Below are 26437 nucleotides of genomic sequence, written 5' to 3'. Positions count from 1 at the left end.
CGTCTTTACGCGTCCATTCCTATCCGCAAAGCGCGCTTGTTCATCTCGAGCATGGCGGCCTTGCTGGCAGGCACGCACTTCTCGATGGCCTTCCAGAGCGTATCCTCGGCGCAGAAGCGCGTCTCGGCGTAGAGCTTGCCGGCCATGATGATGTTCGCCAGCTTCTTGAACCCGGCCTCCTCGGCCATGGCCGTGGCGGGGATGGCGCACATGCGCACGCCCGGGATGTCCGGGATGTGCGCGATGAGCGTGGAGTCGGCCACCACGACGCCGCCTTCGGCCACGCTGGCCTCGAACTTGTCGAGCGAGGGCTGGTTCATGGCGATGAGCGCGTTGGGCGCGAGCACGAGCGGGCTTCCGATGGGATCGTCAGAGAGGCACACGCTGCAGTTCGCGGTGCCGCCGCGCATCTCGGGGCCGTAGGAGGGCAGCCACGACACCTCTCGGTCCTCAAGCAAGCCGGCGTAGGCGATCAACTTGCCGGCGAACAGGACGCCCTGGCCGCCGAAGCCGGCGAGCACGATGTTCAAAGACTCGCTCATCGCGCACCCCCTTCCGCCTGCGCGGCAGGATTCGCGATCGGGCAGTCCGCCGCGCGGGCCGCCGCAGCCTCGGCCGCGTTCGCGTAGCCCTCGGCGCGCACGTCCTTGTACACGCCCAGCGGATAGTACGGCAGCATGTTCTCCTGCATCCACGCGATGGAGTCCTGCGGCGTCATTCCCCAGTTCGTGGGGCACGTGGAAACCACCTCCACGAGCGAGTAGCCCGCGCCGTCGATCTGCGTCTGGAACGCCTTCTTGATGGCCTTCTTCGCCTTGCGCACGTTCTTCGGCGTGTCCGCCGTCACGCGCTCGAGGTACGCCACGCCGTCGAGCGAGCTCAGAAGCTCGCACACGCGGATGGGGAACCCGCACTCCTCCGTGTCGCGGCCGTAGGGCGAGGTCTGCGTCACCTGGTGCGGCAGGCTCGTGGGGGCCATCTGGCCGCCCGTCATGCCGTAGATGGCGTTGTTGATGAAGATGACGGTGATGTTCTCGCCGCGCGTGGCCGCATGTATCGTCTCGGCCATGCCGATGGAGGCGAGGTCGCCGTCGCCCTGGTAGGCGAACACCACGCCGCCCGGATGCACGCGCTTCACGGCCGTGGCCACCGCCGGGGCGCGCCCGTGCGCGGCCTCGATCATGTCGCAGCCGAAGAAGTCATAGGCCATGACGGAGCAGCCCACGGGGGCCACGCCCACGGCGTCGCCCTCCACGTCCAGCTCGTCGAGGCATTCCGCCACGAGGCGGTTGATGATGCCGTGCGTGCAGCCCGGGCAGTAATTGGTCACCACGGGAAGGAGCGCATGCGGGCGCTCGAACACCACTTTGGTCTCTTTCTCGGCCATGGTCTACTCCCCTCCCTTACGTATGCGTTCGTTCAGGTCCTCGATCTGGGCCAGCACCTCCACGGGCGTCGGGATGACGCCGCCGGTGCGGCCGAAGAACTCCACGGGGCGCCGCCCGTTCACGGCGAGGCGCACGTCGTCCACCATCTGGCCCATGTTCATCTCCACGGTGAGGAAGGCCTTGGCGGTGGGCACCGCGGCCTCGAGCGCGTCCACGGGGAACGGCCAGAGCGTGATCGGCCTGATGAGGCCGGCCTTCACGCCTTTCGCTCGCGCCTCGACCACCGCGCTGCGCGCCACGCGGGCGCTCGCGCCGAAGGCCACGACCACCACGTCGGCGTCCTCGGTGAGGAACGTCTCGGCGCGCTGCTCGTCGCGCTCGATGACGGCGTAGCGCTCGTAGCGCTCGACGTTCAGGCGCTCCAGCTCGTCGGCCGTGAGGTAGAGCGAGTTCACCACGTTGTGCGGCCGCTGGTGCTTGTGGCCGGTGGTGGCCCAGGGCTTCTCGATCTGCTCGTCATGCGGCTCGGGCATGACCACGGGCTCCATCATCTGCCCGAGCATGCCGTCGGCCAGGATCATGACGGGCGTGCGGTACTTGTCCGCCACATCGAAGGCCGTGAACGCGAGGTCGGCCATCTCCTGCACCGTGGACGGCGCGTACACCACCACGCGGAAGTCGCCGTGCCCGAGCGCGCGCGTGGCCTGCCAGTAGTCGGCCTGCGAGGGCTGGATGCCGCCGAGGCCCGGGCCGCCGCGCTGCACGTTGATGATGACGCCCGGCAGATCCGCGCCGGCCATGTACGAGATGCCCTCGCCCTTGAGCGAGATGCCCGGCGAGGAGGACGACGTCATGACGCGCGCGCCGGCCGCCGAGGCGCCGTACACCATGTTGATGGCCGCAATCTCGCTCTCGGCCTGGAGGAACGTGCCGCCCACCTTGGGCATGCGCTTGGACATGTACGCCGCGAGCTCCGTCTGCGGCGTGATGGGATACCCGAAGAAGAAGCGGCAGCCCGCGCGCAGCGCCGCCTCGGCGAGCGCCTCGTTGCCCTTCATGAGCACTTTCTCTGCCATGCTCGCCTACCTTTCCACCGTGATGGCCACGTCGGGGCACATGAGCGCGCACGACGCGCAGCCCGTGCACGCGTCCATGTCGATGCAGTGCGCCGGATGGTAGCCCTTCGCCGTGATCGTGTCGTTGTCAAGCTCGATGATATGCACGGGGCATGCGTCCACGCACAGGCCGCACCCCTTGCAGAAGGAGTCGTCTACGCTGATTCTCGCCATGATCCGCCTTCCTCGTCTCGTTCGTATGCTCGCGCGCCGCCGCCGAAGCGCCGCCGCAGCTCTCTCGTCTATTGCCAGGGAGTTCTCACATATACTCGCACAGGATAGACCCCGTGCACGCCCGCATTCGGCCCAAAGCGGGAAAATCTCCGGCCAGCGTCCTGACGAGCCGTCTCGTCAGGCACGGTGGTGAAGGCGAGGGGCAGGCTCGTGAGGCGGGCGACCTCCTGGGCGAAGGGGATGCCCTGCGCGATCACGGCCTCGTCAGTGTCGGCCTGGAGGTGCGTGTTGTTGGCGACGGCCGTGGCCTTGAGGTGCGACTTCGCCTCGATCTCGCGCAGCACCTCGGCCGCCTCGGCGGGCTCCTGCGTGAGGTTTCGGCTGCGGTTCACCACGTAGAGCATCTCGTAGGGGCCGGCCGCCACCGTCTTCGCGAAGCGCCCGAGCGCCGTGGCGCCCACGTCGTCGCCGCCCGCGTCGATGACGAGCAGGCGACCTTCCGCCGCGCGCGCCTGCTCGATGGCCGGCAGGATGGTGCCCGACAGGCTCGGCCCGTCCAGGTTCGTGCCGGCGAACACGGGCGCGATCATCCGCACGCCCGCCTCGTCGAGCAGCGCGCGGTAGTCGCTCGAGCGGAAGAACGGGTTCACCACGTCGAGGTCGACCACCGTGACCTCCAGCCCGCGCGCCGCCGCGTCGAGCGCCAGGTTGAGTGAGAGGTTGGTCTTCCCCACCCCGTAATGCCCGGTGACCACGAGCACCGGCGCTTTGGGCATGATGCCATCCTGAGCGGAGCGAAGCGGAGTCGAAGGATCCCGCGCGGTGTCAACCGGAGGATTGCCTGCTAGCGCCGCACGGGATCCTTCGACTCCGCGCTGCGCGCTGCGCTCAGGATGACAATTTGCACCCATCACACCAGCCCCTCGGGGGTCTTGGGCTTCTCGTCCTCCTGGCGGATGGCGGCGCGGCGGATCTTGCCGTTCACGGTCTTGGGGAGGGCTTCCACGTACTCCACGATGCGGGGGTACTTGTAGGGCGCGGTGCGCTTCTTCACCCAGGTCTGGAGCTCCTTCGTAAGCTCGGTCGACCCGCCGAAGCCCTCGGCCAGCACCACGGTGGCCTTCACGGCCTTGCCGCGCACGGGGTCGGGCACGCCCGTCACCGCGCACTCGCGCACGGCCTCGTGCTCCAACAGCACGCTCTCGATCTCGAAGGGCCCGATGCGGTAGCCGCTCGACTTGATCACGTCGTCGTTGCGGCCCACGTACCAGAAGTAGCCGTCCTCGTCGCACCAGGCCGTGTCGCCGGTGTGGTACCAGCCGTCGTGCACGGCCGCGGCCGTCTTCTCGGGGTCGCGGTAGTACTCGAGCATGATACCGGCGGCCTTCTCGCGCACGTCGATGCACACCTCGCCCGTCTCGCCCGTGTCGCAGCGGCTGCCGTCCTCGCGCTGGATCTCCACGTTGTACAGCGGCACCGGCTTGCCCATCGATCCGGGGCGCGGCACGGAGCCCGTGAGGTTCGCGATGGTGAGCGGCGTCTCGGTCTGCCCGAAGCCCTCGTAAATGGTGAGGCCCGTGTGCTCCTTCCAGAAGTCGAACAGGTCGGGGTTCAGGGCCTCGCCCGCCGTGGTGGAGTACGCCAGCGTATGCAGGTCGTAGGCGTCCACGTCCTCGGCCATCATCATGCGGTACATCGTGGGCGGGCAGCACAGCGTCGTGATGCCGTACTTGCCGATGAGCGAGAGTATCTCGGAGGGATGGAAGCGGTCGAAGTCGTAGGTGAACACGCACGCCTCCATGAGCCACTGGCCGTAGTACTTGCCCCACACGGCCTTGCCCCAGCCGGTGTCGGCGATGGTGAAGTGCAGACCGTCGGGCTGCACGTTGTGCCAGTGCTTGGCCGTGACCAGGTGCGCGATGGCGTACTCGGAGTCGTGCAGCACCATCTTGGGGTTGCCCGACGTGCCGGACGAGAAGTACATGAGCATGGGGTCGGCAGCCAGCGTCTCCACGCGGGCGAAGTCGGCGCTCGCGGCGCGCACGCCCGTGTTGAAGTCGAGCCAGCCCTCGCGCTCGGCGGGGACAGCGCACACGCCGTCCGGTCCGGAGAGCGCCGCGCCCAGCGGCAGGCCGTCGTCGGGGAACACCAGGTTGCCCTCCGCGTCCTCGGGCGTGAGGCCGCCGCCCGCGCCGTTCACCAGCATCTTCACCTCGAGCGTGGGGCACGCGCCCGCCACGTTGTCCACCACGTTCGCGATGTCGCCGAGCGACGTGGCGATGATCGCCTTGATGGACGCGCCGTTCAGGCGATACTCCAGGTCGTGCTCCTTGAGCATGAAGGTGGCGGGCACCATGACCGCGCCCAGCTTCGCGAGCGCCGTGGCCACGAACCAGAACTGGTAGTGGCGGCGCAGGATGACCATGACGTAGTCGCCACGGCGCACGCCCGCGTCCACCAGGAAGTTCGCGGTCTTGTCCGACCACTCCTTCATGTCGGCGAAGGTGAAGACGTGCTCCTCGCCCTCGGGGTTGCACCACACCATGGCGCGGCGGTCGGGGTCATTCACGGCGATGTCGTCGACCACGTCGTAGCCGAAGTTGAAGCCCTCGGGGCATTTGACGGCGAAATCGGTCAGGAGGCCTTCCTCGTCGTAGGTCTCTTCGACGAAGCGGAGGTTGATGTTTCTCATGAGCGTTCTCTTCCTTGCAAGCGATGCGGCGGGCGTGTCCGCCGCGAGACGGATGGGATCATCGGGTTCGAGGGCGCAGCCTGCTCGTCCAGCCCGCGCGAGAGGCGGGCCGATCGGGCGGCAGCGCCTAGATAATCTCCCCGTTCGGCTTCATGACGACGGCGAGGAACGTGCACGGCTCGCCGCCGGTGGCGATCATGCCGTGGCCGCGGCCGGAGTCGTACATGAGCAGGTCTCCCGCCTCGAGCTCCTCCACGTGGTCCTCGTAGGCGAAGCGCATCTTGCCGGAGATGATGAAGTCGAGCTCCTGGCCCTTGTGGTAGGACAGGTGGATGGGCTGCTCCTGCTCCTCCTCGAGGTAGGGCGCGATGACCAGGAACGGCTCGGCCAGCTTGTTCTTGAAGTGGGGCGCCTTGTGCAGGTACTCGAAGCCCGCGCGGCGCTTGATGGACAGTCCCTCGGCCGCCCGCGTGAGCGAGTAGCCCGTGAGGTGCGGGTCCTCGCCGGTGAGAAGCTCGATGACGTCCACGCCCAAACGCTGCGCGCACTTGAACAGGAACGTGAACGACAGGTCCTGCTCGCCCGACTCCTGGGCGGCGTACTCAGCCAGCGAGCGGCCCGTCGCGTCGGCCATCTCCTGCTGCGTGATGTCGAGGTCCTCGCGCAGGGCCCGAATGCGCCCAGCCACCTCTTTGATGTTCGGCTCCACAGTCGCTTGACCTCCTTCTCATGCATCGTCGGTGTGAAAAAGTCCGTCTATTGTATAGCAATCCGCTTCGATTCATCCGAAGATGAAATCATTTGGAAACAAAAAGCGCCCCGCCGGTTCCGGGCCGCTTCTGCCATCCTGAGCGCAGCGCTTCAGCCCTTGCGGACGAACCTCACGGCGAAGTGGGCGTCGGGGGCGTTGTCGGTCAGGCGGGTGGCCACGCACGAGCGGCCGTTCACGGGAGCCAGCTTGAAGTCCGCGCCCGCCTCGCTTTCCAGGAACGCCTTCACCACGCCGTTGTTCTCCTCGCGCGTCACCGTGCAGGTGGCGTAGGCGAGCGTGCCGCCCGGGGCCACGTGCGACGCGGCCTCGTTGAGCATGCCCAGCTGCACGCGCGCGAAACTCGCGATGCCGGCCGGCTCGAGCCGCCAGCGGATCTCCGGGTGGCGGCGGAGCGTCCCCAGGCCCGAGCACGGCGCGTCGACGAACACCAGGTCGAACGCGCGCTCGCCCACCGCGTCGCCCAGCTTGAGCGCGTCGCCCGTGAGCGCCTCGGACACCTGCGCGCCGTAGCGGTCGACGCGCTCCCTGAGCACCTTCATCTTGAAGGCGTGGTTGTCGAGCGCAACGTGCTCCTCGATCTGCGAGCCCCAGGCGCGCTGCGCGCAGCTCTGCAAGAGGATGGTCTTCGTGGCGCGGCCGGCGCCGATCTCGAGCAGGCTCGCCGGCTTGGCTTCGGGCAGCACCGACGCGGCGACCAGCTGCGACGCGGCGTCCGACACGAGGATCCTCCCCTGCGCGAACATCCGCTTCACCTCGGGAAGCAAGAGGGCGCGCGTGTCGAGCACCCGATAGCAGCCGGGGATCGGCGCGCCGTCGATCGAGATGGGGTCGAGCCCCTCGTCGATCTTCTCGAAGGCGGCCACCAGCGCCTCGTCTTTCACCTTGATGGCGTTGACGGCGATGAACAGCGGCGCCTGCTCGTTCGAGGCGCGCATGAAGTCGATGGCGGCCTCGGGGCCCAGATCGGCGATGAGCTTGCGCGCGAGCCACACCGGGAACGCGTGCAGCCGCGCGAGCGCCTCCAGGTCGCGCATCGGATCGCCGAACGGGAACGCCCCGCGCAGAAGCACGATCTTGCGCAGCACGGCGTTGGCCAGGCCCGCGGCGCTCATCGCAAACGAGCGCACGAGCTCCACGCCCTGGTCGACGGCCGCGTAGGGGGTCTTCCCCAGGAAGATGATCTCGTAGGTGCTCACGCGCAGCGCGTCGCGCACGTCGGGCTGCACGTCGGAGGGCTTGTCGAGTGCGCGATCGATGATCTCATCGAGGGTGCCGCACGCGCTCACCACGCCGAGCGCCAGCTTCGTGGCGAACGCGCGGTCCTCGGACGTGAGGTCGGAGCGGTCGATGCGCGTGCCGATGACCTCCTGCGCGAACGCGTCGCGCTCGCGCACGGCGCGCACCACGTCGAGCGCGGCCAGGCGCGCGGGGCTCGCCTTGGAGCGGGGCTTCTTCTTCGGCGGATTCTTGGGGCCGGCGTAGCCTTTGGGCTCGCGTCGCTCGGGTCTCTTCTCAGGCACGGGGCTCCTCCCAGGTCATGCCGCCTTCTTTGATGCCCTGGACGCCGGCGGCGAAGGCCTTCGCGTCCATGGCCTGCTTGCCGTCGGGCTTCACGAGCGCAAGCTCGAGGGCGCCGTCGGCCGCGCCCAAGAACAGGCGCTTTCCTGCGAAGCGCACCTCGCCGGGCGCGATGCCCCCCGCGAGCTCGCGTCCCGCAGCGTCGGCGGGAACGGCCGCGCGCAGAACCGTGACTCCGCGTCCCGCCACGACGGCGCGCGAGGGATGCGCGCTGCTCGACGCCTGCACCTTGCGCGCGAGCGCGGAGGCGGCGTGCTCAGGCGAGAGGTCCAGCTCGCCCTTCTCGATCTTGGAGGCGTAGGTGGCCAGCGACTCGTCCTGCTCGGTCCACTCCACCGCACCGCGCTCCACGTGCACGAGCGCCGTCAGCAGCGCGTGCGCGCCGAGATAGGCCAGCTCATCGACGAGCTCCTCGACTCCCTTGCCCTCGATCGCGGCCGTGCGGCACACGCAGTACGCGCCCGTGTCCAGGCCCTCCTCCATGCGCATGATGCACACGCCCGCCTCCGCATCGCCCGCAAGCACCGCGCGCTCGATGGGCGCCGCGCCGCGCCAGCGCGGCAGGAGCGAGGCGTGCACGTTCAGGCAGCCCAGGCGCGGGATGTCGAGCACGGCCTTGGGCAGGATGGCCCCGTAGGCGGCCACGCACACGACGTCGGGCTCGAGAGCCGCCAGATCGCGCTGGGCCTCCTCGTCGCGCAGCGTGCGCGGCGTGCGCACCTCGATGCCCAGGCGCTCGGCGACGCGCTTCACCGGCGAGGGCTCGAGGCGCTTGCCCCGGCCGCGCACGGCGTCGGGCCGCGTGTAGACGGCCGCCACCTCGTGGTGCTGTGCGAGCTCTTCTAAGATGGTAGCCGAGAACTCCGGCGTGCCCATGAACACGACGCGCATGATCAGCGCACCCGCGGCTCGAGCGAGGTCTCGCCCGGCTTCGCGCCGGCGGCCTGGGCCGCCTCGTAGTCGCGCAGCGCCTGGATGCGGGCCACCGGGTCGCAGCGCTCGAACATCGTGACGCCGTCCAGGTGGTCCAGCTCGTGCTGCAAACAGCGGCCGAGCAGCCCGTCGCCCTCGATCTCCCACTGCTCGCCGTCCAGGTCGAAGTAGCGCACGCGCGCCCACGGCGGCCGCGCGATGGGCACCGAGATGCCGGGCAGCGACAGGCACCCCTCCCCCTCCACGACCGGCTCGCCCTGGGTCTCGACGAGCACGGGGTTCACCAGGATGATGGGATCCTGCTCGCCATCCTCCTGGTCGCAGTCGATCACCACGAGGCGCTTCGTCACGCCCAGCTGCGGCGCGGCCAGGCCGCAGCCGTCGTTTTTGTACATGGCCTTCGCCATCTGCTTCGCCAGCTTGCGCAGGCTCTTGTCGTCCAGGTCGCACGGCTCGCACGCCGTGTTCAGGACGGGGTTCGGGGATTGCACGATGGAGATCACGCTCAACACGTCCTTCTTATGTCTCAGGAAACGCGCCGCCTCTGCGCGGCGCGGGATCGGTCTTTGCGCCCATTGTCCGCAATCGCGCGCCCCTTGTCCAGCACTCTGCGGGAAAGCTCCACAAAACGCGAGGTGGGAAGCGCAAAACGCCTCCCACCTCGTCATCTATGCGCCTACGCGGGCGCCGCTACTTCGCGCTCGTCGGCTTCTCGTCCACCACGATCTCCTTCAAGCTGGCGGCGAGGCCGGCCATGCCCTGGATCTCGGAGGGGATGATGAGCTTCGTCGCGCGGCCGTTCGCCACGCTCTTCAGGGCCTCGTAGGCCTGCAGGGTGAGCACGGCCGAGTCGGCGCCGGCCTCGCGCACCATGCGGATGCCCTGCGCGGTGGCCTCCTGCACGTTGCGGATGGCCTCCGCCTCGCCCTCGGCCTCGCGGATCTGCTTCTCCTTCTCGGCCTCGGCGGCCAGGATCACGGCCTGCTTCTCGGCCTCGGCGGCGAGGATCTGCGCCTGCTTGTTGCCCTCGGCAACCGTGATGGCCGACTGCTTCTCGCCCTCGGCCAGAAGGATGGCCTCGCGCTTCTCGCGCTCGGCCTTCATCTGCTTCTCCATGGCCTGCTGGATGGCGGCCGGCGGCGTGATGTTCTTGACCTCCACGCGGTTCACCTTGATGCCCCACGCGTCGGTGGCCTCGTCCAGGATGGCGCGCATCTTGGCGTTGATGGTGTCGCGCGACACGAGCGTGGTGTCCAGCTCCAAATCGCCGATGATGTTGCGCAGCGTGGTGGCGGCCAGGTTCTCGATGGCCATGATGGGGTTCTCCACGCCGTAGGTGTAGAGCTTCGGGTCCATGATCTTGAAGAACACGACTGAGTCGATGGACATGGTCACGTTGTCCTTCGTGATGACGGGCTGGGGCGGGAAGTCGGCCACCTGCTCCTTGAGCGTCACGAAGGGGCGCACGCGGTCGATGAACGGCACCTTCACGTGCAGGCCGTTGCCCCAGGTGGTGAGGTAGGAGCCCAGGCGCTCGACGACGGCGGCCTCGGCCTGCGGGACTATCTTGATGCACGTGACGCTGAACAGCACCACGAGCACCACGAGCACGATGAGGAAGATCATGACGGTTTCCTTTCGACGATGAGCTTGACGCTCTCCTGCCCCACGACCACGACGTTCTCGCCGGCGGGGATGGGCATCCCGTCAGCCGAGCGCGCGGCCCAGGTCATATGGTCGGGCGTCTCGACGCGGCCGACCAGGCGGTCGTTGTCGATGGCCTCGGCCACCACGGCGATCTGGCCGACGGGGGTGGGCTCCTCCTGCTTTCCGCGATCGCGGTACTTCACGAACACGGGGCGCAGCACCGCCAGGCACAGCACCGACACGACGAGGAACACAACCACCTGGACGAACAGGTCGAACCCGAGCAGGTTCGCGACGAACGCGACGAGCGCGCCCACGACGAACCACATGGTGATGAGGCCGAGCGAGGCGATCTCGACGACGGCCATCACGGCGGCCACGGCCAGCCAGATGAAGGGGCTCAACGGCATCTCCTTTCTTTTCGGTAGAGTATACCATCCCCCAACGCTACGGCGCCGCGCGGGCGGCGCTTCGCCCCCGAACGCACGAATGTTCCAAAACAGGCGCTGGCTATCAGCGTTAGAACCTCACCCCACGGGCTTGTGGGCGGCGCGGCGGCGGACGAGGTCCTTCTGCATGTCGCCCACGGTCTGGAACAGCAGCTCGTACTCGTCGGCGGGCAGGCGCGCGGGGTCGGAAAGCTGCGATCTGAGCGCGGCCACCGCGTCCTCCGCGTCGCCGATAGCGAGCTCCTCCACGAGGAAGGCCGCCAGGGCCTCGTCGCTCGCGGCGCTCTGAGGGGGGCCGGCCGTCAGCATGCCCGCCGCAGCCGGAAGCGCGCGCGCCGCGTCGCCCACGATGCGCGCGGTGGAGGCGGCGGGGTCGTCCGCCAGCGTGTCGAGCATGCTCTGCGCCACGGCAATGTGCACGGGATCGTGCCACTGCGTCAGCGCGAGCGCGTCGGCGTGGAGCAGCGCGAGGTCGGGCCGGCTCGCCGCCAGGGCCAGCAGCTGGCGCTCGAAGCGGCGGCGGCTGCGCTCGGCGGGGGCGAGCCGCGCGCGCTCGGGGGCCGGCGCGGGCGCGGGCTGCGAAAGCGCGTCCTGCGTCCGGTCCGTCTCCCCGGACTCCTCAACGGCCTGCCGCGGCGGCTTCAAGCGCGAGAGCTCTTCGAGCACGGCCTCCTCCCGCGCACGGCAGCGGCTGGCTATCTGCACGGCGTAGTCCTTCGCCAGCATCGAGTCCTTGATGGGCGCGAGCACCGAGAGCGCGTCGGCGAGCGCGGCTGAGCGCCCCTCGGCGCGGCTCAGGTCGTGCTTGGCCAATCGTCGCTCGATGCCGTAGGTGAGCAGAGGCTGCGCGGCGTCGACCAGCCCCTTGAGCGCGTCGGCCCCCCGCGCGGCCACGAACTCGGCCGGGTCGAGGTTGTCGGGCAGCGTGACGGCCGCCAACTCGATGCGGCTCTTGCCCGCCTCGGGCGTCATGGAGTCGTCGATGAACGCGAGCGCGCGGTCGGCGGCGCGCTGGCCGGCCTCGTCGCCGTCGAACAGGTACACGATGCGGCGGCGCGCGTGGCGCGAGAGCAGGCGGATGTGGCGCAGGGTGAGCGCAGTGCCGAGCGTCGCCACGACATTGCGCAGCCCCGCCTCGTGCAGCGCGATGACATCGGTGTAACCCTCCACCACCACGGCCACGCCGGTGGAGGCCATGGCCGCCTTCGCCTTGTCCAGGCCGTAGAGCACCTGCGACTTGTGGAACAGCGGCGTCTCCTGGGAGTTGAGGTACTTCGGCTCGCCCTTGCCGATGACGCGCCCGCCGAAGGCGATGCACTCCCCCTGCGCGTCGTTGATGGGGAACATCACGCGGTTGAAGAAGCGGTCGCGCAGACGGCCGCCGTCGCCCGAAAGCGCGACGTTCGCCTGCACCATCTCGTCGCCCTTGAAGCCCTTGGCCGTGAGGTGGCGCACGAGCTGGCCGCGCCCCGGGGCGAAGCCGAGCCGCCAGCTCTTAGGCACCTCGCCGCCGAACCCGCGCCCGGCCAGGTAGCTGCGCGCGACCGACGCGTCCGAACCCGGATTGCGCATGAGCTGCGCGTGGTAGAACGCGGCCGTCTCCTCGCACACGGCCTTGAGGCGCGCCTTGCGTCCGGCCCCCACGCCCGGTCGCCCGCCGCTCTCGGCTATCTCGATGTGGGCCCGCTCGGCCAGGCGGCGGACGGCCTCGGGAAACGACAGGTCCTCTGTCTCCATGATGAAGCGGAACACGTCGCCGCCCTTGCCGCAGCCGAAGCAGTGCCACGTCTGCCGGGACGGGTCGATCTTGAACGAGGGCGTCTTCTCATTGTGCAAGGGGCAGCAGCACCAGAACTCATGCCCGCGCTGCTTCAGGGGCACACGCTCGCCGATGACGGCGGCCACGTCGCTCGCCTCGCGAACCTTCTGGATGTCCTCTTCGCTGATGCCCGCCATGGATGCGCCCTACCTCCGCCGGTTCTGCTTGGACAGGACGAGGTTCACCAGGAACACGAGGGCGAACCCGATGGCCGGCACGAACTCGCCGAGCTCGGGGCCGGCCTCACCCGCGTCCATGTACACGAACACGAGGCTCGCGGCCATCATCACGAAGCTGATTACCGCGATGACCGCGTAGACCCACTCCCGGTTCCTCATGCGCGCCCTCTCCCGTCGTCGTTTTCCGCACCAGTATACCGCAAGCCCGCCCGCCTTCGGCCGCGCGGGGGCGGATCGCGTGCCGGCACGCCTACCGGACGTTGACAGGTGCGCTGCAAGCGGGCCCGCCGGGCGCGGGCGTTGCTATGCTGGCCTTCGCCGCGCCCCCGCTAGCGGCGCATCGATTCCCTTGACGGACACGGAGGTTCCCCATGAACGAAGACATCGCGGTGCTCACGGATTTCGACCCGGTCCTCTACGAGCAGGCCGCACCTCCCCTCGTGTCCATCTTCCTGCCCACCTCGGGCGCCGACGGCCTCGAGCGCGACCGCGAGCGGTTCCGCGACCTCGTGTCGGAGGCGCGGGCCGAGCTGGCGCAGCAGCGCGAGCGCCGCGAGTACGCGAACCTCGTCGCGAACCTCGACGTCGTGGCCGAGCGCTTCGAGGACTACGCGCACTCCGCGGCGCAGGGCGGCCTGGCGGTGCTCGCCAGCGACGAGCGCGTGAACGTGCTGCCGCTCGGCTTTCCCGTGGAGGAGCGCGTCGTCGTGGGCGAGCGCTTCTCCTTGAAGCCGATCATGCGCACGTTCCTGTTCGGCGCGCACTACTACCTACTGGGACTCTCGGCCGACCGCTTCGCCCTCATCCACGGCGATTTCGGCTCGCTCGAGCGCGTCGAGCTGCCCGCCGACGTGCCGGGCGAGTTCAGCGAGGAGTTCCCCGAGGTGTACGACGGCCACGAGGGCGCGCTCGACTACTCCTCGCTCGAGAACCACATGCCGCCCTACCACGGCTACAAGTCACGCAACGACGTGAAGAAGGAAGAGGCCGAGAAGTTCTTCCGCTCGGTGAACAGGGCCGTGACCGAGCACCTGGAGCACGCCGCCCCGCTGCCGGTGATCCTCGTGAGCCTGCCTGAGCACCAGGCGATGTTCCGAAGCTTCTCCACGGTGCCGAACCTGCTCGACGAGGGCATCGAGAAGAACGTCGACGGCGTGGACTTCCCCGAGCTGCTGCAGGACGCCACCGCCGTCATCGAGCGCGCCCGCGAGAAGCGCGACCGGGCGGTGGCCGAGGAGTTCGGCGACGCGCGGGCGGCGGGCAAGGCGACCGACGACCTCGACGCCATCGCGTTCGCGCTCCTCGAGCGCAAGGTGCGCGCGCTGCTCGTGGAGGAGGAAGCCGCGATCCCCGGCGTCTACGACGAGCAGACCGGCACCCTGACCCGCCCTGCCGACGGCGACCTCGCGGACGAGTTCGCCCAGGCGACCCTGCGCCAAGGCGGCGAAGTCTACCTCGTGGACCCCGCCCTCATGCCCACCGACGCCGGCGTCGCCGCGTTGTACAGGTACTAGCCCGAATCGAAAATCTGCTGGCGAGGCCTCTTGGACAAAATCGGCCTTCGGGACTGATTTTTCCGCGTCATAGCCAACGGAAAACGAAGAAACCCCTGATGGCAATAAGTCGAACCGGGGATTCCCGACAAGAAATCAGTCCCGAAGGTCTATCTTGTCCATGATGCTCTTACTTATATATTGAGGCCAGAACGTCGCTTCCCCGGCACCATGCGTTACAATGTCCTCGGAACACACGGGAAAGAGGACGCACATGGAACAGCAGGCCATCCCCTACCTCACGCTCGACCCCGAGATCGAGGCCGCCATCCGCGCCGACCGCGCGGCGGGGCGCAAGCACCCGCTCGCCTTCGACGACGCGGACGTCGCACGGCGCGAGGCCAACCCCCACGACGAGGCCACGCTCGCCCGCCCCGCGTTCGCGCGCGACATCGAGAAGATCCTGAACGTGCCAGCCTACAACCGCTACGCCGACAAGACGCAGGTGTTCTCGTTCGTGGAGAACGACGACATCAGCCGGCGCGGCCTTCACGTGCAGCTGGTGAGCCGCGTCGCGCGCGGCATCGGCAGCCTGCTCGGCCTGAACACGGAGCTCATCGAGGCCATCGCGCTCGGCCACGACGTGGGCCACACGCCGTTCGGCCACGCCGGCGAGCGCTTCCTCAGCCAGTGCTATCGCGAGCGCACGGGCCGCTCGTTCAACCACAACGTGCACTCGGTGCGCGTGCTCGACAAGCTCTACCGCCGCAATGTGAGCCTCCAGACGCTCGACGGCGTGCTCTGCCACAACGGCGAGTTCGCCCAGCAGGTGCTGAGCGTCGGCGACACGCGCGACTTCGCGACGCTCGACGCGCTCGTGGAGGAATGCTACGTGGACGAGCAGGCCATCAAGCGCCTACGCCCCTCCACGCTCGAGGGCTGCGTGGTGCGCGTCGCCGACATGATCGCCTACGTGGGCAAGGACCGCGCGGATGCCGTCGACATGGGCGTGATCGGCTCGCTCGACGCGTTCGACAGCGAGGTGATCGGCCGCGACAACGCGCGCATCATCAACAACCTGACGGTGGACATCGTCAACGCCAGCTACGGCACCGACCGCATCGCCATGAGCGGAGCCGTGTTCGCCGACCTCAAGCGCGCCAAGCGCCAGAACTACGAGCTTATCTACGAGCAGGAGGGCGTGGTGGCCGGTGCCGGCAACATCGTCGAGGAGATGTTCGAGGAGCTCTACGCCCGCCTGCTCGACGACCTTCTGGCCGGGAACGAGTCGTCGCCGGTGTTCAGGCACCACGTGGCGTCGCTCTGCGCGAAGTCGCGCACGGTGACGGCCGAGGACTACCTGGCCACCGAGCCGAACCAGATCGTCGTGGACTACCTGGCCTCCATGACCGACAGCTACTTCATGGCGCTCTACGCGCACCTGTTCCCCGAAAGCGGCCGGCGCATCATCGCGCAGGGCTACTGCGCCGACTTGGCCTGAGCTTCCGGACGCGCCTCGCCCCGACGCTCCTCCAGCAGGTCGATGAGCTCCTGCTTGTCATGCACGTCGAGCTTGCGGTAGAGGTGCGCGAGGTGCGTGTTCACCGTGCCCGCCGTGAGGCCGAGCTGCTTCTGTATACGCGGCGTCGAGCGGCCCTTTGCCACGAGCACCATGATCTCGGCCTCGCGGGCCGTGAGCTCGTGCTCGCGCGCCACCTGCTCGCAGCGCGCGCGGAACGGCCGGCGGTCGTCGCCGGACGGGCCGCCGAGCAGACGCATCATCGACCGCTCGTTGAACAGGAACAGGTAGGCGAAGAACAGCAGGCACACGCACACGAGCTCCACGATGCTCAGCACGCGCGGCTCGAGCTCCCAAAACGAGCTGAGCAGCGCGGCGCCGAACGTGCCGGCGAGCGAGCCTGCGACGTAGGCGCTCCAGCCGATGCCGAACGCGAACAGGGTCGAGAGCCGGTAGAGCCCGATGATGCGCGTGAGCACGATCCACGTGAGCATCGTCACCGTGCTGTAGGAGACGAGCGCGAGGATGTCGGCCGGCACCGTGCCCAAGTCGAGGATGGGCAGCAGAAGGAAGATGAACCCGAGCGCGAACACCGTGGCCTGGTAGGCCGCGCCGAAGTCCAGCTCGCGCGCGGAGAACAAGGGGCCGCAGATGAGCGCCACGGACGCCATGGAGGCCACGAGGAACAGCCACGGATAGCTGCCCTCGTTGATGATGGGCGAGGCGTTGAGGAAGAGCGCCCGCATGAACGATTCGGACAGCGCGAGCGCCCCGATGGAGAGCACCGCGCGGATGGAGAACGCGCCGCGGCGCAACGTGGAGGGCTCGGGCGGCGCCATCTCCCGCCACGCGCCGATGCGCGCGAACAGCACCGCGCCGGCGACGAGGGGCATGAGCACCGTGAGCACGACGGCAAGCTCGCGCGGCAGCGCCACGACCAGCGCGAACGCCACGGCCGCCAGCAGGAACGAGCACACGGCCTTCACCACCGACTGGGCGGCGTCGAGCTTGCGGAACTCGTCGGCCCAGGCCAGGTAGAGCACGCCGAGGCCGGCGCCGGCGCAGGTGGCCGCGATGGAGCACCACGGCTGCCGGAACACGTCGTGGTCCACCACCACGAGCACGACGGTCATGGCCGCCATGATGCCGGGCACCGACCAGCGTACGGCCCGCGCAGACATAACGCGCGCGAACAGGCGGGGCAGCAGGGCGGCCGCCACGAGCACGGCGAGCATCCCCAGGCTCGAGAACCCCACCACGCTGTTGAAGTGGCTCACGTCGTTGCGCGTTGAGAAATGCACCACGGTGCTGAAGAACGTGACGGACGACCATGCCAGGCTCAAGGCGAGCCCGAGCACGCGCACGTCGAACACATCGGCGAGGGTCACGGCCCTCAAATGCCCGCGCATGCAGGCGAAGCGATTAGCGGCTGACGCCATGGCGTTCCCTCTCCCCCGGCGCCGCATGTTCGCGGCGCTCCTCCCGGCACGTATTGTAGCGCAAAACGCTCATCATATGAATCATATGTCGCGCCTGATGGACCGCTTTGCGCGAAAAACGTTGAAACCTACGATTCAAAACACGGCGCGCTCGTCGTACAGTCGGGCCATCGCAGACGCGATCCCCTTGAGCGGGCCGCTCAGGCCGCACGAGGAGAGCACGAGAGGGGGATCGGCCAGGGGAAGGCCGGGCGTGCGCGCAAGGGGCACATCGTTTCCACAGGAGGGAATTATGGCAGAACTGACGAGGAGAACGTTCTTCAAGGGCGCCGCCGCGCTCGGCGCTGCAGCCGTGCTGGGCGGCTGCGCGAACGAGGGCCTCAAAGAGACCGAGGGGACCGGCGCGCCGTCCAACGAGCCCGCCGCCGAGCCCGTCGTCGAGGTCAAGCACGCCTGGTGCAAGATGTGCGGCCCCGCCCGCACGCACTGCTCCACGCTGTGCACCATTAAGGACGGCCGCTGGGTGAACGTCGAGGGCAACCCCGAGGCCGGCAACAACTTCGGCCGCGGCTCGCGCACCCTGTGCGCCAAGGGCAACGCGGCCATGCACACGCTGTACTCGCCCACGCGCCTGCTCTATCCCATGAAGCGCACAGGCGAGAAGGGCGAGGGCAAGTTCGAGAAGATCACCTGGGACGAGGCCATGGACACCATCGCGGCCAAGCTCAAGGAGCAGAAGGAGCAGTACGGGCCTGAGTCCTACGGCGTGCTCAGCCCGCAGTTCTACGCGGTGCTCGGCTCGCTCGGCCGCCGCTTCCTCAACGTGCACGGCTCCCCGAACTACCTGCACTCGGCCATCTGCAACTCGCAGCGCATGTTCTCGCGCCTCGTGACCATCGGCGGCCCCGCGCACGCCAAGGCCACCGACACGGCGCCCGGCCAGCTGAACAAGACGAAGCTTCTGGTGGTGTGGGGCTACAACTCCGAGAACTCCGCCGTCAACCAGGGCAACCCCTGCAAGCGCATGGACGCCAAGGAAGCCGGCATGCAGATCGTCGACATCCGCCCGATGCAGGAGGGCCTCGGCTCGCACGCCGACATCTGGATGCCCGTGCGCCCCGGCACCGACACGGCGCTGGCCATGGCGTTCTTGAACGTCATCATCGGCGAGGACCTCTACGACCACGACTTCGTCGAGAACTGGACGAACGGCTTCGACGAGCTCGCCGAGCACATCAAGCAGTACACCCCCGCCTGGGCCGCCGAGATCACCGGCCTGCCCGAGGCGCAGATCACCGAGGTCGCGCGCCTCATGGGCACCGTGAAGCCCATGGGCATCAACATCGGCAACGGCATCGGCGACCAGGCCAACGACGGCCACTGGACCGTGGCGTGCGCCTGCATCATCGAGGCCATCACCGGCAACCTCGGCATCGCCGGCGGCGGCGGGGCGGGCATGGTCATGCCGGAGCCCCTCATCAAGACCAAGGGCGTCGACCTTCTTTCCGACCGCCTGCCCGCAAGCGAGGAAGACGAGGCCAACGGCTGGATGCCCGGCGTCGCCAAGCTGGTCGCGCCCGAGACCCCGCGCTGGTTCCAGACCATGATGACGCAGGAGTCCGGCCCCACGAGCGCCTACAACAAGGGTCTGCAGTCCATCCTCACCGAGGACCCCTACCCGCTGCGCTTCGTGTTCGGCCAGTCGTCCAACCCCATGTCGGCCACGCGCCAGCCCAAGACCATCGCCGAGGCGCTCAAGAAGCTCGACTACTACGTGGTGATGGACACCGCGTGGAACTCCTCGTGCGACTACGCCGACATCGTGCTGCCCGCGTGCACGCAGTACGAGGCGGCCGACCAGTTCGCCACGAAGAACAGCCCCGCCGGCACGTTCATCGGCATCAACCAGGTGCTCGCGGAACCCATGGGCGAGTCCCGCTCCGACTGGGAATACTACCTCGACCTGGCCGTTCGCATGGGCTACGGCGCCGACTTCTGGGACGGCGACGTGGACAAGATGCTCTCCGAGCAGCTGGACGGCTCCGGCATCACGCTCGAGGAGCTCCGCGAGAAGGGCTACATCTTCAAGGAGCGCACCGACGACGCCAAGCCGACCGAGCCCGAGTACCAGACCTACGAGAAGATGTTCTCGTCGCTGCCCGGCGGCAAGGTGCAGTGCGTGAACGACTGGATCGGCGACAAGCCCAACGCCACCGACACCGGCACCATCTCGCGTCTGCCCGTCTACACGGGCGCGCCCGAGAGCATCGCGGGCACGCCGGATATCGCCGCGGAGTATCCGCTGGTCATCTCCGACGTCCATGCGTACCGCCTGTGCAACCACAGCTACTATCACGACGTGCCCTACCTGCGCGAGCTGCAGCCCGAGCCGTGGGTGAAGATCAACCCGGCCACGGCCAAGAAGTACGGCATCGAGGACGGCGGCTGGATGAACATCGAGTCGCCCCACGGCTCCATCAAGATGGTGGCGCGCTACTTCGAGGCCATCGCGCCCGACGTGCTCATGACGAAGCGCGGCTGGTGGGAGCCCTGCGAGGAGCTGGGCCTTCCGGGCTACGGCACGCTCGACGGCGGCAGCGAGGTCAACGTGCTCTACGACGACACCATGACCAACTACGACGGCTTCACCTCGGCCATGGCCAAGCAGACGCTCGTCAAGATTTCGAAGAGTGAGGGGTAACGACGATGGCTGAGCAGTACGGATTCTACGTCGATACGAGCCGCTGCATCAAATGCTGGGCCTGCCAGGTGGCCTGCAAGCAGTGGCACGAGATAGAGGCGGGCACCGTGTCCCGCCGCAACGTCCAGGAGACGGAAGAGGGAACGTTCCCCGACGTCAAGCGCCATTTCGAGTCGCTGTCGTGCATGCACTGCGAGAATCCCGCGTGCGTTGAGAAGTGCCCGCAGGGCGCCATCAGCAAGCGCGAGGAGGACGGCGCCGTGGTGGTGGATTTGGAGAAGTGCATCGGGTGCAAGACGTGCTCGGCGGCCTGCCCCTTCGACGTGCCGCAGTACGTCAAGCAGGAGGGCGGCGGCTTCAAGATGGACAAGTGCGACACGTGCCTGTCCGTCGGCCGCGGCGAGGACCTCGAGATGCCGCATTGCGTGCTCACCTGCCCGATGAAGGCGCTGCAGTTCGGCCCGCTCTCCGAGATGGAGAAGGCCGCGACCGCGAAGGGCGGCGCGCGCATGGAGGGCGCCACGAACCCGAGCGTGTACGTCTCGTAAGCTGAACGACCCGGGCATACCCTGCCCCAGCCGGGCACCGCCGACCTCCCTCCCCTTCGCGGCGCCCGGCTTTCCATCCATCCGACGATAAGGAGCATCAATGGACACGAGCGAGAAGATCGAGCTCATGGAGGATCGCGCGCTCGCCTACCGCTTCCTCTCCCGCGCGTTCGCCGCCGCCCCCGATACGGCGTTCCTCGCGTCCATGAGGGCGGCGGCCAGCGACGACGAGTCCCACCCCCTGGCCGCGTTCTTCGCCGAGCTGGCGCAGGGCGATGACGAGCGGCTGCGCATCGACGCGGAGGCCGACTACAACCGGCTGTTCCTGGGGATGAGCGCGCATCCGGTGGCTCCCTACGAGTCGGTGTACACGAGCCCCGTGCACCTGCTCATGCAGGAGGCGCGCGACGAGGTGACGGCGCTCTACCGCGAGGCGGGCCTCGAGGCGCCGGCGGGCTTCGATCTGCCTGAGGACCACGTGGCGCTCGAGTTCGACTTCATGGCGAAGCTGGCCGAGCGGACGGCGGCGGCGCTTGCGGCCGGAGAGGCCGACGAAGCGGAGCGGCTCGTGGAGACGCAGGCCGCGTTCGGGCGCGACCACCTGGCCGCCTGGGTGCCGGCCCTCTGCGACGACGTGGAGAAGCGCGCGAGCGTGCCGCTTTACCGCGGCCTCGCCGCCATGGCCCGCGACCAGGTGCTGGCCGACCGCGACATCATGGACGAGCTGGAGAACTAGCCCTTTGTCATCCTGAGTGGAGCGCGAAGCCAACCCTTTGTCATCCTGAGCGGAGTCCGTAGGCCGGAGTCGAAGGATCCCGTGTGGCGCCAGCTGGAAGCGTTCCGGCTGGCGCCACACGGGATCCTTCGACTCCGCTCACTTCGTTCGCTTCGCTCAGGATGACAACCGGTGCGCTAAACTAGATGCCTTCCCCAACGATTGGAGGCATCCATGAAGCTCGTCATCGCATCGGACATCCACGGCTCGGCGGCGGCCGTGCGCGCGCTCGCGGCGCGCATCGAGGCGGAGTCGCCCGACCGCATCGTCCTCCTGGGCGATGTGCTCTACCACGGCCCGCGCAACGACCTGCCGGAAGGCTACGCGCCCCGCGAGGTCGCCGCCGTGCTCAACGGCATGGCCGGGCGCATCGTGGCCGTGCGCGGCAACTGCGACGCGGAAGTCGACCAGATGCTGCTCGACTTCCCCTGCATGGCCGACTACGCCTTGGTGGAGGCCGACGGGCACGAGCTCTTCCTCACGCACGGGCACCTCGACCTCGCGCCGAGCCTCGCACCCGGAAGCGCCCTGCTCACCGGCCACACCCACGTGAAGACCCTCGACGAGCGCGACGGCGTGCTGCACGTCAACCCCGGCAGCACATCCATCCCGAAGGACGGCACGGCCAGCTACGCCGTCTACGACCGCAGCGCCTTCGCCCTCAAAACCCTCGACGGCGCCGTCCTGCGCGAAGGCGGCTGGAGCTAAGCTCGCGTCGAGGAATCCGCGCACAGCGCACTCGGAGGAGCCGTCTTCAGCTTTCCGGCCCTTCCGGTGCACGGTTTTCGCCGTTCTGAAGGGTTTTCGGATGTCTGAAGGCTCCCCGCGCGCTCGGACAGTGCAACCTCGACGCGTTTTCCCTGGTCGCAGAGCGCTAGCTTCCGCCGTGTCGCCCGGTCGAGCTTCACAGCGGCCAAAACCGTGCATTCGAGGGGCCGAAAAGCCGAACGACCCGTTCGCCCCTCGGCGCATGCGAACGCGCCCGGCTGATCCCCCCAGGTCACGAAAAACCCGCGCCCGCCATGCTCCAAAGAGCAAGCCGAGCCCTTACGAGCGTTCGGCCTTGTCGGGCACGAGGAAGATGAACACGAGCGAGCTCGCCAGCAGCAAAAACGGGTAGAACAAAAACGGGATGATCTGGAACGCCGACACCGCATGTCCCAGCTCGGTGGCCGCCGAAATGGCCACGAGCATCTGCGCGCCGTAGGGGATGACGCCCTGGAACACGCACGAGAACGTGTCGAGGATGGACGCCGTCTTGCGCCGCGTGATGCCGTAGGTCTCGGCCATGTCGGCCGCGATGGGGTTGGCGATGACGATGGCTACCGTGTTGTTGGCCGTGGCGATGTCCATGGCGCCCACCAGCAGGCCCATGCCCAGCTGTCCGCCCTTCTTGCTCTTGAACAGGCTCTGGATGCCGTTCAAAAGCGCCGTGAACCCGCCGTACTCGCGGATGAGCGCGCAGATGGCGCTCACGAGCACCGCCACCATCGTGGTCTCGAACATGCCGGCCGCGCCCGAGCCCATGCTGGCCAGAAGGTCGGTGGCCGCGGTGGCGCCGGTGGCCACCATGATGATGGAGCCCGACAGGATGCCCAGCAGAAGCACGACGAACACGTTCACGCCCACGATGCCGCCCACCAGCACGATGAGGTACGGGATGAGCTGGATCAGGTCGTAGTCGTGGCTCACCGTGCCCGTGATGTCGGAACCGAGCGACAGCGCCAGGATGATGACGAGCGCCGCCACGGCGGCCGGCACCGCTATCTTGAAGTTCTCGCGGAACTTGTCCTTCATCTGGCAGCCCTGGCCCTGGCAGGCCGCGATGGTGGTGTCGGAGATGAACGACAGGTTGTCGCCGAACATCGCGCCGCCCATGACCGAGGCGATGCACAGGGGCAGATCGAACCCCGAGGCCGACGACACCGCCACGGCGATGGGCGTGATGAGCGTGATGGTGCCCACCGACGTGCCCATGGCCAGCGACACGAAGCAGCTCACCACGAACAGCACCACCACGGCCAGCTGCGCAGGGATGATGGACAACATGAGGTAGGCCACGCTCTCGGCGCTGTCGCGGCCGACGGTGCCCACGAAGATGCCGGCCACCATGAAGATGAGCACCATGGTGACGATGGTCTTGTCCCCGATGCCGCGCCCCATGATGACCAGCTTGTCATCGAACGGCAGCTTGCGGTTTTGCACGCACGCCACCAGAAGCGCCACCAGGAAGATCACCACGATGGGGATGTTGTAGAACCCCATCGGGATGCCCATCCCGTACTCGAACAGCACGCCCAGCCCCAGATAAAGCACGAGGAACACCCCGATGGGCGCAAGCGCCTTCACATTGCCCTTCTCCACGTCGACCCCTTCTCCGCTAACGTCGGTTCAATCCATGCAGCACGCCCAGGCCGCGCAGCGTGAGGTGCTCGTCCACATCCGTCACGCGCTCCGAGAGCGCCGCCATCGCGCGGGCGTCCTCGCCCGTGGCTATCACGGGCGTCTCGCAGCCCAGCTCGCGCCATACCGCGTCCACCAGCCCGTCGATACGCGCGACCTCGCCCATGACGATGCCCGAGCGCATGGCCTCGCGCGTGTTCTTGCCGATGACCGAGGCGGGCGCGCGCAGGTCGACGACCGCGAGCTGGGCCGCCGCATCCGCCACGGCTCGCGCGGCCAGCCTGAGGCCCGGCGCGATGATGCCGCCCACGAACACGCCGTCGGCGTCCACCACCTCGAAGTTCGTGGTGGTGCCCAGGTCCACCACGAGGAAGGGCGGCTCGTACGTCTCGCGCGCCGCCGCCAGGTCGGCCACGCGGTCGGCCCCCAGCTCGCCGGGATCGTTGTAGCGCATCTTCACGCCCGTCTTCAGGCCCGGGCCCACCACGAGCGGGCGGCGCCCCGCGCACGCGCGCACGGCCTCCACCCACGCGTCGGTGAGGCTCGGCACCACCGAGGCCACGATGCCGTCGGCCACCTCCACGGGCTCTTCGAGCGTGGACAGGAACGACGCCACGCGCGAGCGCGCCTCGTCGGCCGTCATGCGCTCGAACGTGGTGGCCGTCCATGTGGCGGCCAGCTCGCCGGCCTCGAAGAGCCCCAGATTCGTGACCGAGTTGCCCACGTCGACGGCCAGCACCGCCCCTTCGCCCTCCTGCGAGCGCGCGCGTTCCTCGCCCCTCAATTCGTCCGCCTTTCCCTGCGTTTTCCCACAATCACGCGAATTTAACGATGTTTCCGCGTACAGCATCCGATTATACTGTACTCGTCCGTCAGGTAACCCGACTTCCCGAAGAGAGGGGAAGCGGATATACGCGAAGGAGCAGACATGGACTCTGTCAAAGGGCAGCTGACGCTGCGCGGCATCCTCATAGGCTGCGTCGGCTGCGCCATCATCACCGCCGCATCGGTGTACACGGCCCTCAAGATGGGGGCGCTTCCCTGGCCCATCGTGTTCGCGGCCATCATCTCGCTGTTCTTCCTGAAGGCGCTCGGGCGCGGCAAGGCCAGCCTCAACGAGGCCAACGTCACGCACACCGTGATGAGCGCCGGCGCCATGGTGGCGGGCGGCCTGGCTTTCACCATCCCCGGCATCTGGATGCTCGGCTTCGCCGACGAGGTGGGCGTCTACGAGATGCTGCTCGTGGCGCTCTCGGGCGTCGTGCTCGGCCTCGTGTGCACCGCGCTTCTTCGCCGCCACTTCATCGAGGACGCCGAGCTCGAGTACCCCATCGGCGAGGCGGCCGCCCAGACGCTCATCGCGGGCGACGCCGGCGGCAAGGTGGGCGTGAAGTTGTTCGGGTCGATGGGCTTCGCGGGCGCGTTCACGGCGCTGCGTGACTTCTTCGGCGTGATCCCGGCCATGCTCTTCGGCAACGTCGGCATCCCCGGCGTGGCATTCGGGGTGTACCTCTCCCCCATGCTGCTGGCCGTCGGGTTCCTGGTGGGAACAGGTGCGGTGGCCGTGTGGTTCGCCGGCGCGGTGCTCGCGAACTTCGGCATCATCGTGGGCGGCACGTCCGCGGGCCTGTGGGACGTGGCCGGCGCGCAGGGCATCGTGTCGAGCCTGGGGATGGGCGTCATGATGGGTGCCGGCGTGGGCGTGATCGCGAAGAACATCCTGCCGAAGGCCGTCCGCATGCTGCGCGACACGCGCGGGTCGATCGCGCTCGGGGCCGCCGCTCCCGTCGCGGCCGGCGAGAACGCGGGCAGATCGCGGAAGCGGATGCGCGTGAGCGCGGGGCTCGCGGCCTGCGCCGTGGCGGCCGTGGCGCTCGTCATCTGCTTCGGACTGGGCCTCGGGCCCGTGCCGGCCGTCGTCGTAGTGGCGCTCGCCTGGGTGGCCACCGCCATGAGCGCGCAGAGCGTGGGCCAGACGGGCATCGACCCCATGGAGATCTTCGGCCTCATCGTGCTTCTGGCCGTGGCCGCCGTCTCCAGCGTGCCGCAGGTGCAGCTGTTCTTCGTGGCCGGCATCGTGGCCGTGGCGTGCGGCTTGGCCGGCGACGTGATGAACGACTTCCACGCGGGGCACGTGCTGGGCACCTCGCCGAAGGCCCAGTTCGTCGGCCAGGCGATCGGCGCCGTGCTGGGCGCGCTCGTCGCCGTGGCCGTGATGGCCGTGCTCGTGGGCGCGTACGGCCCCGAGGCGTTCGGGCCGCAGGGATCGTTCGTGTCCGCGCAGGCCTCGGTGGTGGCCACGATGGTGTCCGGCATCCCGAGCGTGCCCGCCTTCGTCATCGGGCTCGCGGGCGGCTTTCTGCTCTACCTGGTCGGGTTCCCCGCCATGATGCTGGGACTGGGCATCTACCTGCCCTTCTACATGTCGCTCACGGCGTTTCTGGGAGCCATGGCCAAGGTGGCCTACGACGCCGTATGCAAGCGCCGCCGCGCCAAGCTCGCCCCCGATGAGCGCGCCGCCCGCGAGAAGGCGCAAGCCGAGACCGGCCTCGTGGTGTCGAGCGGCCTGCTCGGCGGCGAGTCCATCGTCGGCGTGCTGGTGGCCCTGGCCGCCGTCTTCATGGACCTGGGAGCGTAAAGACGAGCGGGAGCCGGGAGCGCCCAGCGTGCTCCCCGGCTCCCCGTTGCAATGTGCTCGAGTTATGCACCCTCGCGTTGAGTGATTTCGCCCCTCGCGCACCCAGATCGAAACGCTCGGCGGAGAAACCGCAGGTCGCGAAAAGCCCATTCGCTTCACCGACCTTCAAACAGCC

Annotated in this window: 24 protein-coding genes; 7 read left to right on the top strand and 17 right to left on the bottom strand. The window is 68.4% G+C overall.

Translation table 11 applies throughout. The features are described from left to right. Window positions 1-5: 5 nt before the first annotated feature. The 14 genes from FX134_RS01650 to FX134_RS01585 form a co-directional block, all read right to left on the bottom strand. Complete coding sequence (locus FX134_RS01650) at window positions 6-542, bottom strand: 2-oxoacid:acceptor oxidoreductase family protein (RefSeq protein ID WP_080797236.1); 537 nt, start codon at window positions 540-542, stop codon at window positions 6-8. Continuing rightward, window positions 539-1387 (bottom strand): thiamine pyrophosphate-dependent enzyme, encoded by an 849-nt coding sequence (locus tag FX134_RS01645; protein ID WP_080797235.1) that lies wholly within the window; start codon window positions 1385-1387, stop codon window positions 539-541. Before FX134_RS01645 ends, FX134_RS01650 begins: the two co-directional genes overlap by 4 nt. 3 nt (window positions 1388-1390) lie before the next feature. Beyond that, window positions 1391-2464, bottom strand: coding sequence for a 3-methyl-2-oxobutanoate dehydrogenase subunit VorB (locus FX134_RS01640; RefSeq protein ID WP_080797234.1), 1074 nt, complete (start codon window positions 2462-2464; stop codon window positions 1391-1393). Between the two features lie 6 nt (window positions 2465-2470). Then, window positions 2471-2677, bottom strand: coding sequence for a 4Fe-4S binding protein (locus FX134_RS01635; protein WP_080797233.1), 207 nt, complete (start codon window positions 2675-2677; stop codon window positions 2471-2473). 68 nt (window positions 2678-2745) lie between these two features. Next, entirely contained in the window at window positions 2746-3453 is a 708-nt protein-coding gene (locus tag FX134_RS01630) for a nucleotide-binding protein (RefSeq protein WP_080797232.1), read from the bottom strand. 134 nt (window positions 3454-3587) lie between these two features. Continuing rightward, window positions 3588-5369, bottom strand: coding sequence for an AMP-binding protein (locus FX134_RS01625; protein ID WP_080797231.1), 1782 nt, complete (start codon window positions 5367-5369; stop codon window positions 3588-3590). Between the two features lie 127 nt (window positions 5370-5496). Then, complete coding sequence (locus FX134_RS01620; RefSeq protein WP_080797230.1) at window positions 5497-6078, bottom strand: helix-turn-helix domain-containing protein; 582 nt, start codon at window positions 6076-6078, stop codon at window positions 5497-5499. Window positions 6079-6230: 152 nt separating this feature from the next. Beyond that, window positions 6231-7661 carry an RsmB/NOP family class I SAM-dependent RNA methyltransferase gene (locus FX134_RS01615; RefSeq protein WP_080797229.1) on the bottom strand — a complete coding sequence of 477 codons (1431 nt, stop codon included), beginning with the start codon at window positions 7659-7661 and terminating at the stop codon, window positions 6231-6233. Continuing rightward, window positions 7654-8610, bottom strand: a complete 957-nt coding sequence (gene fmt / locus FX134_RS01610; RefSeq protein WP_080797228.1) for a methionyl-tRNA formyltransferase — start codon at window positions 8608-8610, stop codon at window positions 7654-7656. Before fmt ends, FX134_RS01615 begins: the two co-directional genes overlap by 8 nt. 2 nt (window positions 8611-8612) lie before the next feature. Beyond that, on the bottom strand, window positions 8613-9164 hold the full coding sequence (def, locus tag FX134_RS01605; RefSeq protein WP_080797227.1) for a peptide deformylase: 552 nt from the start codon (window positions 9162-9164) through the stop codon (window positions 8613-8615). Between the two features lie 178 nt (window positions 9165-9342). Continuing rightward, window positions 9343-10278, bottom strand: coding sequence for an SPFH domain-containing protein (locus FX134_RS01600; protein WP_080797226.1), 936 nt, complete (start codon window positions 10276-10278; stop codon window positions 9343-9345). Then, the gene (locus FX134_RS01595; RefSeq protein WP_232050809.1) at window positions 10275-10709 is read right to left on the bottom strand and encodes an NfeD family protein; all 435 of its coding nucleotides are present in this window, start codon (window positions 10707-10709) and stop codon (window positions 10275-10277) included. The genes FX134_RS01600 and FX134_RS01595 overlap by 4 nt, the downstream gene beginning before the upstream one ends. A gap of 117 nt (window positions 10710-10826) precedes the next feature. Further along, entirely contained in the window at window positions 10827-12704 is a 1878-nt protein-coding gene (gene dnaG, locus FX134_RS01590; protein WP_080797224.1) for a DNA primase, read from the bottom strand. Window positions 12705-12713: 9 nt separating this feature from the next. Next, on the bottom strand, window positions 12714-12905 hold the full coding sequence (locus FX134_RS01585) for a hypothetical protein (protein WP_080797223.1): 192 nt from the start codon (window positions 12903-12905) through the stop codon (window positions 12714-12716). 212 nt (window positions 12906-13117) lie between these two features. On the opposite strand from FX134_RS01585, the gene FX134_RS01580 reads away from it, so the two are divergent. Next, window positions 13118-14260: a baeRF8 domain-containing protein gene (locus FX134_RS01580; protein ID WP_080797222.1), complete on the top strand. Its 1143-nt coding sequence runs from the start codon at window positions 13118-13120 to the stop codon at window positions 14258-14260. Window positions 14261-14513: 253 nt separating this feature from the next. Next, on the top strand, window positions 14514-15740 hold the full coding sequence (locus FX134_RS01575) for a deoxyguanosinetriphosphate triphosphohydrolase family protein (RefSeq protein ID WP_080797221.1): 1227 nt from the start codon (window positions 14514-14516) through the stop codon (window positions 15738-15740). Here FX134_RS01575 and FX134_RS01570 read toward each other — a convergent pair. Then, entirely contained in the window at window positions 15719-17197 is a 1479-nt protein-coding gene (locus FX134_RS01570) for a response regulator transcription factor (RefSeq protein WP_172623332.1), read from the bottom strand. The two genes, FX134_RS01575 and FX134_RS01570, sit on opposite strands and share 22 nt — an antisense overlap. 292 nt (window positions 17198-17489) lie before the next feature. On the opposite strand from FX134_RS01570, the gene FX134_RS01565 reads away from it, so the two are divergent. From FX134_RS01565 to yfcE, 4 genes are all read left to right on the top strand, one after another. Then, a complete protein-coding gene (locus FX134_RS01565) occupies window positions 17490-19898 on the top strand; it encodes a molybdopterin-containing oxidoreductase family protein (RefSeq protein WP_172623331.1) in 2409 nt (802 codons plus the stop codon). Window positions 19899-19903: 5 nt separating this feature from the next. After that, a complete protein-coding gene (locus FX134_RS01560) occupies window positions 19904-20446 on the top strand; it encodes a 4Fe-4S dicluster domain-containing protein (RefSeq protein WP_080797219.1) in 543 nt (180 codons plus the stop codon). 100 nt (window positions 20447-20546) lie between these two features. Further along, complete coding sequence (locus FX134_RS01555; protein WP_080797218.1) at window positions 20547-21182, top strand: TorD/DmsD family molecular chaperone; 636 nt, start codon at window positions 20547-20549, stop codon at window positions 21180-21182. Window positions 21183-21395: 213 nt separating this feature from the next. After that, window positions 21396-21929 carry a phosphodiesterase gene (gene yfcE / locus FX134_RS01550; protein ID WP_080797217.1) on the top strand — a complete coding sequence of 178 codons (534 nt, stop codon included), beginning with the start codon at window positions 21396-21398 and terminating at the stop codon, window positions 21927-21929. A 339-nt stretch (window positions 21930-22268) separates the two neighbouring features. Here yfcE and FX134_RS01545 read toward each other — a convergent pair whose 3' ends face one another. Next, window positions 22269-23585, bottom strand: coding sequence for a Na+/H+ antiporter NhaC family protein (locus tag FX134_RS01545; RefSeq protein ID WP_080797216.1), 1317 nt, complete (start codon window positions 23583-23585; stop codon window positions 22269-22271). Window positions 23586-23601: 16 nt separating this feature from the next. Continuing rightward, entirely contained in the window at window positions 23602-24408 is an 807-nt protein-coding gene (locus FX134_RS01540; protein WP_232050808.1) for a type III pantothenate kinase, read from the bottom strand. Window positions 24409-24552: 144 nt separating this feature from the next. Here FX134_RS01540 and FX134_RS01535 point away from each other — a divergent pair, with 144 nt between their 5' ends. Then, the gene (locus FX134_RS01535; RefSeq protein ID WP_080797214.1) at window positions 24553-26262 is read left to right on the top strand and encodes an OPT/YSL family transporter; all 1710 of its coding nucleotides are present in this window, start codon (window positions 24553-24555) and stop codon (window positions 26260-26262) included. Window positions 26263-26437: the final 175 nt, after the last annotated feature.

It is taken from the genome of Arabiibacter massiliensis (assembly GCF_902386925.1).
Classification (GTDB): domain Bacteria; phylum Actinomycetota; class Coriobacteriia; order Coriobacteriales; family Eggerthellaceae; genus Arabiibacter; species Arabiibacter massiliensis.
Note: the sequence above shows the minus strand (reverse complement) of the source record. Positions and strands in the feature narration are given on the sequence as shown.